Source organism: Pedobacter sp. MC2016-24, assembly GCF_015223055.1.
GTDB lineage: Bacteria > Bacteroidota > Bacteroidia > Sphingobacteriales > Sphingobacteriaceae > Pedobacter.
In genome coordinates this window covers 342,983-360,461 of sequence record NZ_JADFBX010000005.1, presented here as the reverse complement: position 1 = coordinate 360,461, position 17,479 = coordinate 342,983, and the positions used below count along the sequence as shown (strand labels likewise).

18 protein-coding genes are annotated in these 17,479 nt (G+C 40.6%); 10 read left to right on the top strand and 8 right to left on the bottom strand.

The window, feature by feature from the left end:
- Window positions 1–13: 13 nt before the first annotated feature.
- The 7 genes from IM797_RS14775 to IM797_RS14745 all read left to right on the top strand — a co-directional run bounded on the left by IM797_RS14775 (window position 14) and on the right by IM797_RS14745 (window position 7,521).
- Entirely contained in the window at window positions 14–1,147 is a 1,134-nt protein-coding gene (locus IM797_RS14775) for an aspartate aminotransferase family protein (RefSeq protein WP_194127909.1), read from the top strand.
- Window positions 1,144–2,109 (top strand): acetylornithine carbamoyltransferase, encoded by a 966-nt coding sequence (locus IM797_RS14770; protein WP_194127908.1) that lies wholly within the window; start codon window positions 1,144–1,146, stop codon window positions 2,107–2,109. The genes IM797_RS14775 and IM797_RS14770 overlap by 4 nt, the downstream gene beginning before the upstream one ends.
- Before the next feature lie 40 nt (window positions 2,110–2,149).
- On the top strand, window positions 2,150–2,938 hold the full coding sequence (gene argB, locus IM797_RS14765; RefSeq protein ID WP_194127907.1) for an acetylglutamate kinase: 789 nt from the start codon (window positions 2,150–2,152) through the stop codon (window positions 2,936–2,938).
- A 2-nt stretch (window positions 2,939–2,940) separates the two neighbouring features.
- The gene (gene proC / locus IM797_RS14760; RefSeq protein ID WP_194127906.1) at window positions 2,941–3,759 is read left to right on the top strand and encodes a pyrroline-5-carboxylate reductase; all 819 of its coding nucleotides are present in this window, start codon (window positions 2,941–2,943) and stop codon (window positions 3,757–3,759) included.
- A 7-nt stretch (window positions 3,760–3,766) separates the two neighbouring features.
- Entirely contained in the window at window positions 3,767–4,834 is a 1,068-nt protein-coding gene (locus IM797_RS14755) for a M20 family metallo-hydrolase (protein WP_194127905.1), read from the top strand.
- Between the two features lie 73 nt (window positions 4,835–4,907).
- The gene (gene argH / locus IM797_RS14750) at window positions 4,908–6,239 is read left to right on the top strand and encodes an argininosuccinate lyase (RefSeq protein WP_194127904.1); all 1,332 of its coding nucleotides are present in this window, start codon (window positions 4,908–4,910) and stop codon (window positions 6,237–6,239) included.
- 28 nt (window positions 6,240–6,267) lie between these two features.
- Entirely contained in the window at window positions 6,268–7,521 is a 1,254-nt protein-coding gene (locus IM797_RS14745) for a pyridoxal phosphate-dependent aminotransferase (RefSeq protein WP_194127903.1), read from the top strand.
- A 61-nt stretch (window positions 7,522–7,582) separates the two neighbouring features.
- Here the strand turns inward: IM797_RS14745 and IM797_RS14740 are convergent, their stop codons facing one another.
- Both IM797_RS14740 and IM797_RS14735 read right to left on the bottom strand, forming a co-directional pair.
- A complete protein-coding gene (locus tag IM797_RS14740) occupies window positions 7,583–9,163 on the bottom strand; it encodes a peptide chain release factor 3 (protein WP_194127902.1) in 1,581 nt (526 codons plus the stop codon).
- A gap of 106 nt (window positions 9,164–9,269) precedes the next feature.
- Window positions 9,270–10,622, bottom strand: a complete 1,353-nt coding sequence (locus IM797_RS14735) for a DUF6600 domain-containing protein (protein WP_194127901.1) — start codon at window positions 10,620–10,622, stop codon at window positions 9,270–9,272.
- A gap of 350 nt (window positions 10,623–10,972) precedes the next feature.
- Between IM797_RS14735 and IM797_RS14730 the strand changes: the two genes are divergently transcribed.
- Window positions 10,973–11,686 (top strand): SAM-dependent methyltransferase, encoded by a 714-nt coding sequence (locus IM797_RS14730; RefSeq protein ID WP_194128049.1) that lies wholly within the window; start codon window positions 10,973–10,975, stop codon window positions 11,684–11,686.
- Here IM797_RS14730 and nadD read toward each other — a convergent pair.
- From nadD to IM797_RS14715, 3 genes are read right to left on the bottom strand one after another with little or no spacing between them, the layout of a single operon-like run.
- Entirely contained in the window at window positions 11,683–12,255 is a 573-nt protein-coding gene (gene nadD, locus IM797_RS14725) for a nicotinate (nicotinamide) nucleotide adenylyltransferase (protein WP_194127900.1), read from the bottom strand. The genes IM797_RS14730 and nadD overlap by 4 nt on opposite strands.
- Window positions 12,252–12,821 (bottom strand): guanylate kinase, encoded by a 570-nt coding sequence (gene gmk, locus IM797_RS14720; protein WP_194127899.1) that lies wholly within the window; start codon window positions 12,819–12,821, stop codon window positions 12,252–12,254. The genes nadD and gmk overlap by 4 nt, the downstream gene beginning before the upstream one ends.
- Window positions 12,822–12,827: 6 nt before the next feature.
- Window positions 12,828–13,691 carry a YicC/YloC family endoribonuclease gene (locus IM797_RS14715; protein WP_194128048.1) on the bottom strand — a complete coding sequence of 288 codons (864 nt, stop codon included), beginning with the start codon at window positions 13,689–13,691 and terminating at the stop codon, window positions 12,828–12,830.
- A gap of 111 nt (window positions 13,692–13,802) precedes the next feature.
- Between IM797_RS14715 and IM797_RS14710 the strand changes: the two genes are divergently transcribed.
- Window positions 13,803–14,519 (top strand): hypothetical protein, encoded by a 717-nt coding sequence (locus IM797_RS14710; protein WP_194127898.1) that lies wholly within the window; start codon window positions 13,803–13,805, stop codon window positions 14,517–14,519.
- A gap of 8 nt (window positions 14,520–14,527) precedes the next feature.
- Here IM797_RS14710 and rnc read toward each other — a convergent pair whose 3' ends face one another.
- The 3 genes from rnc to IM797_RS14695 all read right to left on the bottom strand — a co-directional run bounded on the left by rnc (window position 14,528) and on the right by IM797_RS14695 (window position 16,836).
- Window positions 14,528–15,256: a ribonuclease III gene (gene rnc / locus IM797_RS14705; RefSeq protein ID WP_194127897.1), complete on the bottom strand. Its 729-nt coding sequence runs from the start codon at window positions 15,254–15,256 to the stop codon at window positions 14,528–14,530.
- A 61-nt stretch (window positions 15,257–15,317) separates the two neighbouring features.
- Window positions 15,318–16,571 carry a beta-ketoacyl-ACP synthase II gene (gene fabF / locus IM797_RS14700; protein ID WP_194127896.1) on the bottom strand — a complete coding sequence of 418 codons (1,254 nt, stop codon included), beginning with the start codon at window positions 16,569–16,571 and terminating at the stop codon, window positions 15,318–15,320.
- 28 nt (window positions 16,572–16,599) lie between these two features.
- Window positions 16,600–16,836, bottom strand: a complete 237-nt coding sequence (locus tag IM797_RS14695; protein WP_008241990.1) for an acyl carrier protein — start codon at window positions 16,834–16,836, stop codon at window positions 16,600–16,602.
- Between the two features lie 158 nt (window positions 16,837–16,994).
- Between IM797_RS14695 and IM797_RS14690 the strand changes: the two genes are divergently transcribed.
- Window positions 16,995–17,414 carry an IPExxxVDY family protein gene (locus IM797_RS14690; RefSeq protein WP_194127895.1) on the top strand — a complete coding sequence of 140 codons (420 nt, stop codon included), beginning with the start codon at window positions 16,995–16,997 and terminating at the stop codon, window positions 17,412–17,414.
- The last annotated feature ends 65 nt before the right edge of the window (window positions 17,415–17,479 follow it).

Genomic DNA, 17,479 nt, shown 5'->3' with positions numbered 1-17,479 from the left:
AAAATCTAGAAAAATGAATTTATTTGATGTCTATCCACTCAACGATATAGAAATTACAAAAGCACAAGGCAGTACCGTATGGGATGCCGAAGGGCAAGAATACCTGGACTTATATGGTGGTCACGCAGTGATCTCCATAGGTCATACGCACCCACACTATGTAAAACGTGTGACAGATCAACTCAACAGAGTTGGTTTTTACTCCAATTCTGTTAAAATTCCATTGCAGGTTGAACTGGCTAAAAAACTGGGCGAGGTTTCAGGAAAAGCAGATTATCAATTGTTTTTATGCAATTCTGGTGCGGAAGCTAACGAAAATGCCTTAAAGTTGGCTTCTTTCTACAATGGAAGAAAAAAGATCATTGCCTTTAAAGGCGCCTTTCATGGCAGAACATCTCTGGCTGTTTCGGCTACCGACAATCCAAAAATCATTGCCCCGGTTAATGAAACAGATAATGTGTTATTTTTGCCTCATAATGATGAGGCTGCTTTAGCTGCTGCTTTTGAAGCTTATGGTAATGAGATTACTGCAGTAATTATAGAGGGCATTCAAGGTGTTGGCGGTATTAAAGAAGCATCGGTTAGTTTTTTAAAGCTAATCCGTAGCCTTTGTGATCAATACAATGCTGTATATATTGCTGATAGTGTACAATGTGGTTACGGAAGAACGGGCAAGTTCTATTCGCACGATTATGCTGGCGTAGATGCAGACGTGTATACCATGGCTAAAGGTATGGGTAACGGTTTTCCTGTCGCCGGGATTGCCATCGCACCTAAGTTTAAACCTTGGCATGGTATGTTGGGTACCACTTTTGGTGGCAATCACCTGGCTTGTGCTGCTGCTTTAGCCGTATTAGAAATTATTGAACAAGACAACCTGCTTCAAAATGCTGAAGAAGTTGGTAGTTATCTGATCTCGGAATTACAGAAAATAGAAGCAATCAAAGAAGTGCGCGGAAGAGGTTTGATGATCGGAATAGATCTTCCTGAACACTTATCCGGCGTGAAGAAAGACTTGCTTTTTAAACACCACATATTTACCGGAGAGGCAAAACCCAATGTCATCAGACTTTTGCCTGCTCTGAATTTAACTAAAGATCAAGCTGATCAATTCTTAAATAAATTCAAAATTGCTTTAAAAGGATGAATCAATTCACTTCAGTAAATGATGTGCAGAACATCAGCCAATTGGTTAAAGACGCCTTGGCATTAAAGGAAAATCCATACGTTAATCAGCATTTGGGAAAAAACAAGACCCTGGGGCTTGTTTTTTTAAACCCAAGTCTGCGTACCCGTTTAAGCACGCAGAAAGCTGCGCTTAACCTGGGAATGAATGTGATGGTCATGAATATGGATAAAGAAGGATGGGCACTTGAAACACAGGATGGTGTGGTGATGAACGGATCTACTGTAGAGCACATCCGTGAAGCTGCTGCAGTAATGGGGCAGTATTGCGATATCCTGGGTTTGCGCTCTTTTCCTAAACTCTTGAATAGAGATGAGGATTACAATGAAGACTTTTTTAATAAGTTTATCAAATATTGTGGTGTACCGGTAGTGAGCCTGGAGAGTGCAACACGTCATCCGCTCCAAAGTTTAGCCGATTTGGTGACCATTCAGGAAACCTGGAAAGGTACAGGAAAGCCAAAGGTAGTATTGGCCTGGGCACCACACATCAAAGCTTTGCCACAGGCTGTTCCAAATTCATTTGCAGAGTGGATGTGTAAAGCACAACAGGACGGATTGCTTGATTTCACCATTGCTCAACCCAAAGGGTATGAGTTGAACCCTGACTTCACACCTGGGGCAACGATTACACATGAATTGAATCAGGCCTTAAGCGGAGCTGATTATATTTATGTAAAAAACTGGTCGAGCTATCAGGAGTATGGAAAAGTGTTGACCTATCCTGAAGGCTGGATGCTCAATAATGAGAAACTAATTGGTACAAATGATGCAAAAGTAATGCACTGTCTGCCTGTTAGAAGAGATTTGGAGTTGTCTTCTGAAATTCTGGACGGCCCCAATTCACTGGTGATTCATGAGGCCGGAAATCGTTTATGGGCAGCTCAGGCTGTACTGAAACAAATGCTGGAAGGCTTAATTTAATCAGGCGTAGTTAAGACATTATCAATAAAGTAATAAACAAATGAAGAAACTAAGCGTCATCAAAATCGGAGGGAATGTAATCGATAATTCTGAAAAGCTACATCAGTTTTTACTTGATTTTAAGGCCTTGCCGGGAGATAAAATTTTAATCCATGGCGGAGGTAAAATTGCCACTGAACTGGGTGTTTCTTTAGGTGTTGAATCTAAAATGGTAGAAGGCAGACGAATCACAGATATCGAGACGTTGCGCATTGTGACCATGGTGTATGCCGGACTGATCAATAAAAATATGGTTGCCCAGTTACAAGCGAAGGGATGTAATGCGATCGGCCTGACCGGTGCCGATGGCAATATCATTAAAGCGGTAAAACGGCCGGTAAAAGATATTGACTACGGTTATGTCGGGGATCTGGATGCCGCTTCGGTAGCTGCCGGGACACTAGACAGCCTGTTAAAGGCAGGCTTAGTTCCTGTGTTGTGTGCAATTACACATGATGGCGATTCGCAATTACTCAATACCAATGCAGATACCATCGCTTCAGCGGTCGCAGTCGCAATGTCAGGCTTATACGACACAACTTTAATCTATTGCTTTGAAAAGCGTGGCGTGATGCGCAATATTGATGATGATAACTCCCTGGTGCCTGAAATTCCCATGGGTCAATTTGAAACATTAAAGCAGGAAGGCGTGGTTTCGGGAGGCATGATTCCAAAACTGCACAATGCTTTTGAAGCCATAAAAAGTGGAGTTACAGCAGTATATATAGGCAAAGCAGACGAATTGCCTCAAATTAATGGAAATAATTTTGGAACCAGATTAATCAAATAATTATGAACAAGTTTACAGGCAGTATTGCCATATTGGGAAGTGGAAACATCGGTATCTCTTTAGCGAAAGGATTGGTTAAGGCAAATTATGCTAGCCCCGGTCAGATCAGCCTGACCAGAAGAAATATTTCCCATTTGAGCACGCTGGCTGAACAAGGGTTTGTAATCAGTAAGGATAATGCTACGGTGGTTTCTACTGCTGATATTGTTGTTTTAGCCGTATTGCCACAACAGCTAAATCACCTTTTGGCAGAAATTGAGTCGGTAGTTGATGCTAAAAAACAGGTTTTCATATCCGTTGCTTCGGGGGTAAACTGCAAGGACATCAGGAATAAGTTGGGCGAAAATGTGCAAGTGATTCGGGCAATGCCCAATACTGCAATTGCCATCGGCCAGTCTATGACTTGTGTGGCAACCGATAACGCCAGTGAAGAAAATGTAGCGGAGGTAACGCGTATGTTTGAAACGGTTGGTGCTGTGGTTAAGATTAATGAAGATCTGATGACGGCTGCAACAGCTCTATGTGCCTGTGGCATTGCTTTTTTTCTGCGTGGAATCAGAGCTGCCTCACAAGGTGGCGTAGAAATTGGTTTTCATGCTGATGAAGCACTTAAAATGGCTGTGCAAACTGCAAAAGGGGCTGCTGATCTGTTGTTGTTGATGCAATCGCATCCGGAACAGGAAATAGATAAAGTGACATCGCCAAAAGGATGTACCATTGCCGGATTGAATGAAATGGAACATAATGGCTTCAGTTCTTCACTCATCAAAGGAATCAAGCTTTCTGCCCTTAAAGCAGGAGCTTTATATACAAAAGAATAATAAGCACATGATAGAGCAACTGCAAGAAGACAGTATAGCATTACTGAAAGAATTGATCAAAATTCAGTCTTTCAGTAAAGAAGAAGATAAAACCGCGGATGTAATAGAACGTTTTTTGCAGCAACGCAACATTAAAACCAAACGTAAACTGAATAATGTTTGGGCATATAATCAGCATTTTGATGCTGCAAAACCTACCTTGCTTTTAAATTCCCATCACGATACCGTAAAGCCCAATACAGGTTATACACGTGATCCTTACGATGCTGCTGTAGAAGAAGGCAAATTGTATGGATTGGGTAGTAATGATGCCGGAGGATGTTTGGTATCGCTCATAGCAACGTTTTTATATTATAATGAGCAGACAGACCTGAGTTATAACATCTGTCTGGCCACCACAGCGGAGGAGGAGATTTCTGGAAACAACGGTTTGGAGTGTGTACTCCCGGATTTAGGGCAACTTGAGTTTGCTATCGTAGGTGAGCCTACACAAATGCAATTGGCCATTGCAGAACGGGGATTATTGGTTTTGGACTGCACCTCGACTGGCAAAGCTGGTCATGCTGCACGTGAGGAAGGTGATAATGCGATTTATAAAGCACTTAAAGACATTGAATGGTTCCGTAATTACCGGTTCTCTAAGATCTCGGAGGTTTTTGGGCCATTGAAAATGTCAGTAACCATTATCAATGCGGGCTCTCAGCACAATGTGGTTCCTGCTACCTGTACCTTTACCGTTGATGTACGTGTAACAGATGCTTATACCAATGAAGAAGTGCTGAAAATTATTCGGACAAATGTAGATGCTGAGGTTAAACCGCGTTCTGTGCGTTTGAAACCATCTTCTATTGATAAACAGCACCCGCTTGTACAATCGGGGATTGCATTGGGAAGAACAACCTACGGCTCTCCAACAACCTCTGATCAGGCCTTGTTAAGTATTCCATCCCTTAAGGTTGGCCCTGGTGATTCTGCAAGATCACACATGGCCGATGAATATGTCTATATTAACGAGATAGAAGAGGGAATAAAGCTCTATATCGAAATGTTAAAACCGGTAATTAACGGGGATTAGACATTCTGGCCGATAATTGTATTTTTGTAACCTGCTTGGCTTCTAAAACCGGAGCTGCAAAATTGATGAATAAATGAAGATCTGGCAAAAAAATATTGATGTAAATAAGGATATTGAAACTTTTACGGTAGGTAAAGACCGGGAACTCGATTTGCAGATGGCTGCTTTTGATGTTTTAGGATCACTGGCCCATGTGGAAATGCTGGAAAGTATCGGACTGTTAAGTGCCGATGAACTGGAACAGATTCAAAAGGAACTTAAAAATATCTATAAGGAAATTGCTGAAGGCAAATTTGTAATAGAAAATACTGTAGAAGACGTTCATTCTCAGGTGGAATGGTTGTTGACGCAACGTATCGGCGAAGCCGGAAAGAAAATACATAGCGGACGCTCACGAAATGACCAGGTTCTGGTCGATTTGAAGCTTTATTTTAGAAGTTGCATAGCCGAAATGGTTGGTAATACGTCTGTATTATTTTCACAGCTTGTTGAGTTAAGCAATACACATAAAGAAAAATTGTTACCAGGTTATACGCATTTACAGATTGCGATGCCGTCTTCATTTGGCTTGTGGTTTGGTGCCTATGCCGAGAGTTTGGTGGACGATATGGAAATGATGCTTGCCGCATGGAAGGTTTGCAATAAAAACCCATTGGGTTCTGCAGCCGGATATGGTTCGTCATTTCCTTTAAACAGAACCATGACTACTCAGCTGCTTGGCTTTGAAAGCTTGAATTACAACGTAGTTTATGCGCAAATGGGACGTGGTAAAACAGAACGCATTCTGGCTCAGGCTATGTCATCTATAGCGGCTTCTTTAGCAAAAATGGCTATGGATGTGTGTTTGTTTATCAATCAGAACTTTGGCTTTATCAGTTTTCCTGACGAACTGACTACTGGATCGAGCATTATGCCACATAAAAAGAATCCTGACGTATTTGAACTGATCCGCTCACGCTGCAATAAAATACAGGCATTGCCGAATGAAATTGCCATGATGACCACCAATTTGCCTTCTGGCTATCACCGCGATTTACAATTGCTCAAAGAAAACCTGTTTCCGGCAATTACTTCTTTAAACGAATGTCTGGAAATGACCACTTTTATGCTGCAAAACATCAGTATTAAAGACGATATCCTGACCGATAAGAAATATGCTTACCTGTTTAGTGTCGAAGTGGTGAATGAACTGGCTTTGAAAGGAACTCCTTTTAGGGAAGCTTATAAGATTGTCGGTGAAACCATTGAAAATGGAACTTTCTCTCCAGAAATGAAAGTAAGCCATACTCATGAAGGTAGTATCGGAAATCTTTGCAATGAAGAGATTACATCGATGATGGAAGAAGTGCTTGCTCAGTTTAAATTTGAGAGAACTAACCAGGCTATAGCTGAACTGCTGGCCTAAATATTTAATCATAATCATAAAAAAAGAAATGAATGTATCGGTACTAGCTGGCTCACTTATTGGTTCGGAGATCATTAAAATTGGCAATGAAGTCAATGAAATGAAGCGTAAAGGAGCGAAAATTGCCAATTTAACGATTGGTGACTTCGATTCTTCAATCTATCCAATACCCTCAGCGTTAAAACAAGGTATTGTTGAAGCTTATCATAACAATCAGACCAATTATCCACCTGCAGATGGCGTATTGGCTTTGAGAGAAACAGTTTCAGACTTGCTGAAAGACCGTTTCGATCTGGATTACGCGACCGATAGTATTTTAATTTCTGGCGGGTCCAGACCCTTGATCTATGCAACGTATCTGGCGCTGATTGATCCAGGTGATACGGTCATTTTTCCTGCGCCATCATGGAATAACAATCATTACTGCCATTTGACATCAGCTAAGGCTGTTGCTGTGGAAACGGATGAAGCCAATCACTTTATGCCAACTGCAGCGCAATTAAAACCGCATTTTAAAGGAGCGACTTTATTGGCTTTGTGTTCCCCATTGAATCCTACCGGGACAATGTTTGGTAAAACTCAGCTGGAAGAAATTTGTGATGCTGTTCTGGAAGAAAATAAAAGCAGGGCAGCCGGCGAGAAGCCTTTGTACCTGATGTATGATCAAATGTATGCTTTACTGACTTTTGGTAAGGAACACGTAAATCCGGTAAGCTTACGCCCGGAAATGCGTGATTATACGATATTTATTGATGGCAGTTCAAAATGCCTTGCTGCAACAGGTGTACGTGTTGGCTGGGGTTTTGGACCGGCCGATATCATTAATAAAATGAAGGCCCTCGTTGGGCACATGGGGGCTTGGGCACCTAAAGCTGAGCAGGTTGCCATGGCGGAATATTTTAAGGATAAAACTCAGGTAGACGATTTTCTAAATAGCTTTAAACAAAAGATTCAGGATAGTCTGGATGCTTTGTATAAAGGTTTTAATGATTTAAAGTCAGAAGGTTTTCAAGTTGAAGCTGTAGAGCCTATGGGTGCCATTTACTTAACCATTAAGATTGATTACATTGGTAAAACCACACCTGAGGGTCAGGTTTTAAAAGACAGTGCTGATGTGAATTTTTATTTGATTAAAGAAGCTCAGGCGGCTTTGGTGCCATTCTCTGCTTTTGGTAATGAAGATAGCATGCCTTGGTTCCGCGCATCTGTAGGAGCTTGCGCCTTACAGGATATTGTTGATATGATGCCCAGAATTAAACTGGCGCTAAGTAAATTGAAATAGTCAATTTACTTATCATAAAAAAACCGCCGGTCATACAAATAGCCGGCGGTTTTTTATGCATTTATTTAAATTCTGAAGTCTTATGGAATTCAATATCCGGATAATCGCGCATGGTCATATTGATCATGAAATCATTGTCTGCAAGGAATACCGGGTTGCCATCTTTATCTTCACCAATATGTTGTTGCTTACGTTTTAGAAATTCTTCCAGTTTCTTTTTATCCTTTGAGGTCACCCAGTTCGATCTGCCATAAGATAGGGTTCTGAAATGTGCTTTGGCGCCATATTCGTGTTCTAAGCGGAAAGCAATTACTTCGAATTGTAGCTCTCCAACGGCACCAATGATTTTGCGGTTACCAGGCTGAGCAGTGAACAGCTGTGCTACACCCTCCTCTGTAAGCTGTTGGATGCCTTTCTCCAGTTGTTTTGTTTTCAGTGGATCTCTGTTCTCTACTTCCTTAAATATTTCAGGAGAGAAGCTAGGAATGCCTTTAAATTGCAATTGTTCTCCTTCTGTAAGGGTGTCGCCAATTTTGAAATTTCCGCTGTCGTATAAGCCTACAACGTCGCCAGGCCAGGCTTCATCCACGATACTTTTCTCATTGGCCATGAAATCCATGGGATTTGAGAACTTTAGTTTTTTACGCTGGCGGGTATGGTAATAAAATTTGTTGCGTTCAAACTTACCAGAGCAAATCCTTAAAAAAGCAATCCTATCGCGGTGTTTTGGATCAAGGTTGGCATGTATTTTAAATACAAAGCCAGAAAAGTTTTTCTCTTCAACCAATACTTCGCGCTCTTCCGCCTCGCGACTCTTTGGACTAGGTGCGATGTTAATGAAGGTATCCAGTAATTCTTTGATTCCAAAATTATTGATGGCACTTCCAAAAAATACAGGAGCAAGTAAGCCTTCAATGTACATACTTTTGTCCAGGTCACCATATACGCCATGAACCAGTTCCAGATCGCTTTTTAAGCCGTCCAGTTCTTTAGGCTTTAAAAAGTTGTTCAGGTTCTCATCATTCAGGTCGCTTACCTCGATAACCGGGGCGCTGATTTTTGCCTTATCTGGTTCAAAAAGATTTAAATGTTTGTTATATATACTGTAAACCCCTTTAAAAGTATGTCCCTGTCCGATAGGCCAGGATAGGGGGCATAAGCTGATGCTGAGTTTACTTTCAATTTCATCCAGTAAATCAAAAGCATCTTTACCTTCCCGATCCATTTTATTGACAAAAATGATTACAGGGGTATTCCGCATGCGGCACACCGCCATTAATTTCTCCGTCTGCTCTTCTACACCTTTTACACAGTCGACCACCAGAATTACACTGTCTACTGCAGATAAAGTACGGTAGGTATCTTCTGCAAAGTCTTTGTGACCCGGAGTATCCAGGATATTGATGCGTTTACCACTGTACTCAAAGCCCATAACTGAGGTGGCAACAGAAATACCACGCTGCTTTTCAATTTCCATGAAATCTGAGGTATTGCTTTGGTTGGCCTTATTTCGCTTTACAGCTCCGGCGGTATTGATTGCCCCGCCAAACAAAAGAAATTTTTCTGTTAAGGTTGTTTTTCCTGCATCGGGGTGACTTATAATGGCGAATGTTTTTCGTTTTTCTATTTCTGGATGGATCATAAAGAATTAAGCATCTGTGCTTGATGAAGCTGCAAAGATAATTATAAATATATAAAAGAAAACCGGTCAATGATCTGACCGGTTTTTATATGAAAATTATAAATCTTTAACGTCCTCCGCGCGTCGGCCTGCCACCACCTTCAGATGACCGGGATCCTTCCGATCTGGATCCACCTTCACTTCTTTGAGCAGGTGGGGCACTTTGTTGTATCCGTTCAGGTCTGGATTGTTGAACCGGTGCCTGACGTGGTTGTTCCTGTCGTTGCGGCTGCTCTTGCCTTTGGGGCCTTTGCTGAGGTTGTTGTTCCTGCCGCTGTGGCTGTTGTTGTTGCCTTGGAGCCTCATAACTACGTTGCGGGCGCTGTTGTGGTTGAGCCTGTTGCTGTGGTTGAACCTGCTCAGGTCTCTGTTGCCTTTCCGGGCGGGCTTCACGTACAGGCTGAGTGGTTCCGCTGCCTACATTTCCGCGGTCAATTCTGCCAGGTCTTGCTGGATTTTGGTCCGGATCGTTACTCATTTGCGTAGGTCTTGGAGGCCTCTCCATGTTTCCACCGTTGTTGTTTCTTGAAGGAATGTTTGTGTTTCCTGTATTTGTTTCTCTCGATGGACGTCCGCTTGTAACTCCACTTCCATTATTTCCTCGATCGGGCATCGATGTTCCACGATCAGGTCTCGGACTGGCGTAACCTTCACCCCTGATGGCATCTCTAGGTGCCGGGTTGGTGTTGTTATTGCCACGGGTTGGCCTAGGTGTATAGATATTCAAATTATCGCCATTGATGCTGCTTCGGCTTGGCCTGCCAGAGTTATTTACATTGTAAACCCGTACGTCTCTTCCGGTAGCACGTCTGATGTCATCGGCTCTTGGTCCGCTGTAATACGTATGACGATTATTTACATAGGTATTGTTAATGATTGTTGTATTATTAATGTATACGTTGTTCCTCCTCGAATAGTAGCGTGGGAAATTATCGTAATAAATATTTCTCTGTGGAACAAATACCCACCATAGCGAAGGAATATTAATATTGACGTTGATGTTCATGCCCGGTCCCATAGGTGCCCAGCCATAATATCCACCACCACTTCTCCAGTTTACCCATGCTGGTCCCCAGGTTGTATCCGGAATCCAGACCCACTGACCGTAAGTGTTATATACCCATCTTCCATAATGAAATGGAGCCCAGCCCCAGTCGTAATTGGAAACCCAGGTATTTCCGTATTCAGTCATTGCCCAGCGGCCATTCGAATAGTACGGTCTGAAATCCGCCTGATCTACGTCGGGACGCCATACGTATCCGTACTGCGGATCCTGTATCCAGGTGCCATAAGGCGACAGTTCATCATAAAATGATTGAAGCGATACGTCTTCGCCCTGCGCCATAATCTTTTGTGTTGTCCCGGTTAGCAGGAGCAGTAGCCCCAGCACGATAGCCGGTAATTTGATCATGTTTCTCATTTGTGTGTGTTTAATTTACCTAACGTTTTAATGATATCAATTTGAGTTCCAAAACCGGGTTAAAGTTTAACACGCTTGCAAAATATTACATTGGCATTGGAATTCATTTCGCAATAATATTAGTCTATCCGTGGTCTAAGCCAATTTTTCGTTAAAGACTGTAGCATTAAAATTACGTATTTTATGGCGTAAAAATATTTTCCAGATAACTTTTCTGTCAGGAGTTTTTGATTTATATTTTGAAAGATGCCCTTTACCGCAAATATTTTTATTCTTTTGTAGGTTAATCCACGCTCATTATACTTGCTGAATTTTAACAAGGCTAATTTTATTAAAAAATGACTACACCCATCACAAAAGGCACTTTATTTCTGATCCCGGTTCCCCTGGCAGAAAATGCAGCGCAGAAATCGTTTACAGCTTATTTAGGAGAAACCATCAATTCCATACAAACGTATATTGTTGAAAATGAAAAAACTGCCAGGAAATTTTTAAAGGAAGCAGGCATAAAAACGCCACAAAGTGAACTTGTAGTACATGATTACGGTAAACATAAACGTGGAAATTCTATGGTTCCATATTTTAAGGAACTGATGACTGGAAAAGATGTGGGTCTGATGAGTGAAGCAGGTTGTCCTGGAGTCGCAGATCCAGGAGCCGAGATCGTCTCAGAAGCACACAAAAGGGGGATTAAGGTCGTGCCATTAGTTGGCCCAAGCTCCATCTTATTAGCTTTAATGGCCTCTGGTTTCAATGGACAAAGCTTTACTTTCCATGGTTATCTTCCCATTGATAAGGCCGATCGTTCAAAAAGAATCAAGGAATTAGAACAAATTTCAGAGAAAAACCGCCAAACACAGATTTTTATCGAGACCCCTTTTAGAAACAACCATCTTTTTGAAGATATTTTAAAAAATACTTCTGCTCACACGCAGCTTTGTGTTGCCAGCAACCTGACTGCTGAGGAAGAATATGTGAAGACTCTGCCAATTGCTTTATGGCGCAAAGAAAGGATAGACCTACACAAGAAGCCAACAATTTTCCTTTTATATAAAGGCAATTAGCGATACATATTTTTACTCTCAATAAATGAGATTACTTTATCGGGAACAAAATACTGTACGTTTTTTCCTGCTGCAATAGCTTTTCTGATAAAAGTAGATGAAATGTCCATTTGCGGGGTTTCGGTTACGGTAACCGCCGGATGATCACGCCATTCAGTAAGGTCTACCCCGGGTCTGGGGTAGACATACAAATGATAGTTTTTCAAAATTACTTCGTAATTTTTCCACTTTTTAAAAGAGGCAAGGTTATCTGCTCCCATAATTAATGCAAACTCTTTTCCAGGATACTTTTCCTGTAAATAAGTTAGCGTGTCAATGGTATAGGAAGGCTGCGGTAAACCAAATTCAATGTCGCTTACCTTTATCCCCTCCGCTTGTTCTATTGCCAATCTGGCCATTTCCAACCTGTCGTACATGTTAGAAAGGCCATTTTTATTTTTTAACGGATTGTGTGGAGAAACGACCAGCCAAACCTCTTTAAGTCCGGTAAAACCAGCCATGTAATTGGCGATAATTAAGTGGCCAATGTGGATGGGATTAAAAGATCCAAAGAATAGTCCGATTTTCATCTTTTTATAAAGTCTCCAACCAATTTTTCAGCTTCTGCACACGCAGTTTCCAAGTCAAAGTTTTTAAGTATAACATCAAACTTATCGGCATATCCAAGCTCTTTTTCGGCTTTAATAAACCGCTCCTGTAGTTTTTCCTGACTGTCCGTACCTCTGCCGCTTAAGCGTTCTTTCAGTACTTCAAGGGATGGAGGCTGTACAAATATGGCCAGGGCATCTTGTTCATATTTGCGCTTCAGGCGTAAACCGCCTTCTACATCAATATCAAAAATAACATGCTTATCATCGTTCCAGATCCGCTCTATTTCTGACCTTAGAGTGCCATAAAATGTGCCATTGTAAACCTCTTCAAACTCTACAAATTCCTGTCTTGCAACACGATGTAAAAAATCTTCTTTGGAAATGAAATAATAGTCTTTTTCGTTTACTTCATCTCCTCTTGATTCCCGGGTAGTTGCCGAAATAGAAAAACATAAAGAAGGAAACTTCTTCAGTAAGTGTTTAACGATGGTGGTTTTACCTGCTCCGGATGGTGCAGAAAATATGATCAGTTTACCTTGTTTCATTCCGGCTTACAATACGTTTAATAGTTGTTCTTTAATCTTTTCCAGCTCTTCTTTCATGCCCACAACCAGCTGCTGTATCTGTGCTTCGTTCGCTTTTGCGCCCATGGTATTGATTTCCCGACCAATTTCCTGCGAAATAAATCCAAGTTTTTTACCATTTGCATCCTTGCTTTTTAAGGTTTCGATGAAATAATTGCAATGACTTCTCAATCGGATTTTCTCCTCAGTAATGTCTAATTTATCAATGTAATAGATCAACTCCTGCTCAAGGCGATTCTGGTCTACACTTATTTTTCCAACATTATCTTCTAAAAATTGATTCAACCGCGCCCTGATCTGCGGGATTCTTAGAGGTTCAAGGACTTCAATCTCACTAAAAAACTGAAGAATATTCTTGATTCTCAATTCCAGATCAAGTTTTAAAACATTGCCCTCGTCAGCTCTGAATTGATTGAAGTTCTCCAATGCTTTGTTGAAAGTACTATAAAGGATGTTCCAATCATTTTCACTGACCTCATCTTCTACATAACTAATTACATCTGGAAAACTTAAAACTGCTTGTAACAGGTTGGTTGAGTTAGCCCCTAAATTGACATTGATTTCCTCCAATTGCTTGTAATAGCGGCTCAATAGCGCTGCATTGATGGTTGCTCCCTTCAAAGCCTCTTCGCCGCGTTCAATATTGATCGAAACGTTTACTTTACCACGTTCAATCTCTTTACTACAAATGTTGCGTAAAAAGAGCTCCTTATCTGAAAAAGACTTAGGAAGCTTAATGCTCAGCTCTAAAAACTTGCTGTTTAAGGATTTGATCTCTACTGCAAATTTTACATTCTCATGATCTGCAGAGGCCAGGCCATATCCTGTCATTGATTTTATCATGTGCAAAGATATAATTTATTGCGTTTTCCTGTCTATTTAACTTTTTTTAACTAAGGGAATTGGCAAACAATGGTTAATTTTACCTGATATTCCATTGTTATGAAATTCAAGCCCCACCATATTTTTCTTTTTTTGTTGCTAATCTTCGGTCCTGTAGCCTCATTATTTGCACAGGATTTTTCCTTAGGAGGCGCTATTTTTGAGCGGGGAACCACCAATCGGATCGCCGGGGCACAGGTCATCAATAAGAAAACAGGTATAAATGTGACAAGTAGTGATTTCGGCTTGTTCCAGATTAAAGCAAAAGTTGGCGATACCCTGCTGGTTATCAAGGCTGGCTACACTGATGCCGAGACTGCTGTTGTGTCAGACAAAGACATCATCATTTATCTAAATGGGGGGCGAACGCTTAAAGAGGTTAATATTAAAGGACAGAGTAAAAGACAAGAGCTGAACGATTTGAAACGGGATTACCGGAATAAAGGATCGTTTTATCAAGGTAAGCCGCCCTTTCTTGCCTTTCTTTTTAAACCTTTAACGGCAGTTTATGAATTGTTCGGACGAACACCAAAAAATGCCCGAAGATTTGGTCGTTTCTATGAAACGGAGTTGCAACAGACGCAGATCGATGGTTTTTTTAACGAATATTTAATTCAGAAAAATACCGATTTAAAAGGAGCAAGCCTGGAGAAATTTATGCTTGACTATCGTCCTGAATATGAAAATGCAAAGAATTGGGCAGAATATGACGCCATTAAATACATTCGGGATTCCTATAAAAAGTATACAGATACGCTTAATAAGTCGCCAAAATAATAAGGGAATTAAATAGACAGCGCCTCGCAGGCTTTTTCCGCCGCAAGTTTTTCTGCATTTTTCTTGTTATAATCCCGGCCAACACCATAAGGCTCGCCTTCAATAACTGCTTGAATCGTGAAAAGTTTAGCGCTTTCACCCTCGCCATTTTCAATCATATCAAACATGATATCTTTGCCATGACGTTGGCACCATTCGATCAATTTACTTTTGAAATTGGTTTCAGTAAGTTCTAAAGTATGGATATCAATATACGGTTTGACAATCCTTTTGAGTAAGAAATCCTTAGTAAAATTGTAACCTTTGTCCAGATAAATTGCCCCGATCAGTGCCTCAAAAGCATCACCCAGCATGGAATGATGCTTGGTTTGTACATTAACGGCTTTCTGATCAAAAACAATAAGTTGATCAAAGCCCATTTTACGGGCAAGCTGGTTTAAATTTACTCGGTTCACGATTTTCGAGCGCATTTCCGTTAAAAAGCCTTCCTCTTTATACGGGTAGCTCTTAAAAAGAAGTTCAGCAATCACAGAGCCTAGTATGGCATCACCTAAAAATTCGAGGCGTTCATTGCTGCTTCTACTGCCATTTTTTAAAACTTTTGCCACAGACCTGTGCCTGAATGCCATTTTATATAAAGTGGTATTTCCAGGCACGAAGCCCAAAATGTTTCTCAACTTTTTTATAAACACTTTATCTGCAGATAGATAAAGTTTATACAGGTCAAATAATGGCATTAATAATTAAAAAATTAAAAGGGAAGCCTCAAAAGGTTGACACTTCCATTATAAACCGGGCTTATTCTTCGTATTTCTTGAATATGACCGACGCATTGTGACCGCCAAAACCGAATGTGTTGCTTTGAGCTGCACGAATGCTGCGTTTTTGCGCCTTATTAAATGTGAAATTTAGTTTAGGATCGCATTCGGGATCGTCATTGAAATGGTTAATTGTTGGTGGAACGATGTCATTCTTCACTGCTAAAATTGCTGCTATCGCTTCTATAGCACCTGCAGCGCCCAGTAAGTGACCTGTCATCGATTTGGTTGAACTTATGTTTAATTTGTAAGCATGTTCACCAAATAAGTCCACAATTGCCCTGCTTTCGGAAATGTCGCCCAGTGGGGTTGATGTTCCATGAACATTGATATAATCAATATCTGCAGTTGTCATTCCTGCATCTTTCAAAGCATTCGACATCACCATTCTTGCGCCAAGTCCTTGAGGATGTGGAGCTGTAATGTGATTTGCATCGGCACTCATTCCGCCGCCAACAAGTTCAGCATAAATTTTGGCACCACGCTTTTTAGCATGTTCCAGTTCTTCCAGAATGATCGTTCCAGCGCCTTCACCAGCTACAAAGCCGTCGCGGTCTTTATCAAAAGGCCTCGAAGCAGTTTTAGGATCATCATTTCTTGTAGACAGAGCATGCATTGCGTTAAACCCACCAATTCCGGCTTCGTTGATGATGGCTTCAGAACCACCACTGATGATCACGTCACACATATTCAATCGAATATAGTTATAGGCGTCAATCATGGCGTTGGTAGAAGATGCACAAGCCGAAACTGTTGCAAAATTAGGACCTCGTAGTCCATATTTAATTGAAATATGGCCCGGAACGATGTCTATAATCACTTTCGGAATGAAGAATGGATTGATACGCGGAGTACCATCGCCTAAGAAAAAGGCTTTCATTTCATCCTGAAAAGTCTTAAAACCACCAATTCCAGATCCCCATATTACACCGATCCGGTTGGTATCCAGTTGTGAAAAATCAAACTGGCCATCCTTAACGGCTTCTTCGGTTGATACCAGGGCGTACTGAACAAATGGATCTAGTTTGCGTGCTTCTTTTTTATCCAGATGATCTTCCGGATTGAAGTTCTTCAGTTCACAAGCAAACTTAGTTTTGAATTTCGAAGTGTCAAAACCGGTAATAGGGCCAGCGCCACTCACCCCATTGACCAAACCATCCCAGAACTCTGGAATGGTATTGCCAATTGGAGTGAGCGCACCTAACCCTGTAACTACTACTCTTTTTAATTCCATTTATACGGATTATACGGAGACCGTATTTCTACTTAACGTTTTTCTCTAAGTAAGCAATTGCTTGACCAACTGTACCAATGGTTTCAGCCTGATCATCAGGGATTGCTACATTGAATTCCTTTTCAAACTCCATAATAAGTTCTACTGTATCTAGAGAATCCGCACCCAAGTCGTTAGTGAAAGAAGCTTCTGGTGTAACTTCGTTTTCATCCACACCTAATTTTTCAACGATAATAGCCTTAACTCTTGAAGCAATATCAGACATAATGTTTATAATTTAATGGTTAAATAATTCAGTGCAAAGAAAAATAAATTCTGACACATTTCAAATGTTTTTATTTCTCTCCCAATTTTAATGTTTTTATTTTGAACATCAATGTAAAAATAGTTTTATAATTTCGTATTCCCCTAAATTATTCTGTTTTGAACAAAACTTACTTAAAACTTTCATTAGATCTGGATTTTGTGCTCATCGCAATCACGGCATCTTTAAAGGATTATGTGCTTTGTCATAAAATTAATACGCGTCTGAATTTCGATTTTGTGAAAATAGATGACCACGAAGTATACTTCAACATTGACGAAGATCCGCTCGCCTTCTCCAAATATTATTTTTTTGTGGAACAAGGTGAGATTGAATACTATATTCTCAACAACAGGAATGCCGAAGGTTTTTTAATTCCAGAGATGAACAAGGTAGATTTTTTCATGATTATTCATCAATATATCGATAAAGAAGATTTAAATTATATCATTTCTGGTTTGAATAAACTGCCTGATATTCAGGTTGCTGCGCAGATTGATCCTGCCAAACTTAAATCAAAAGAGAATTTGATTGTTTAAATATTTATTGTTGTAGGTGTATAAAATACACTATATTTGATTTTACATAACCAGACACATAACAA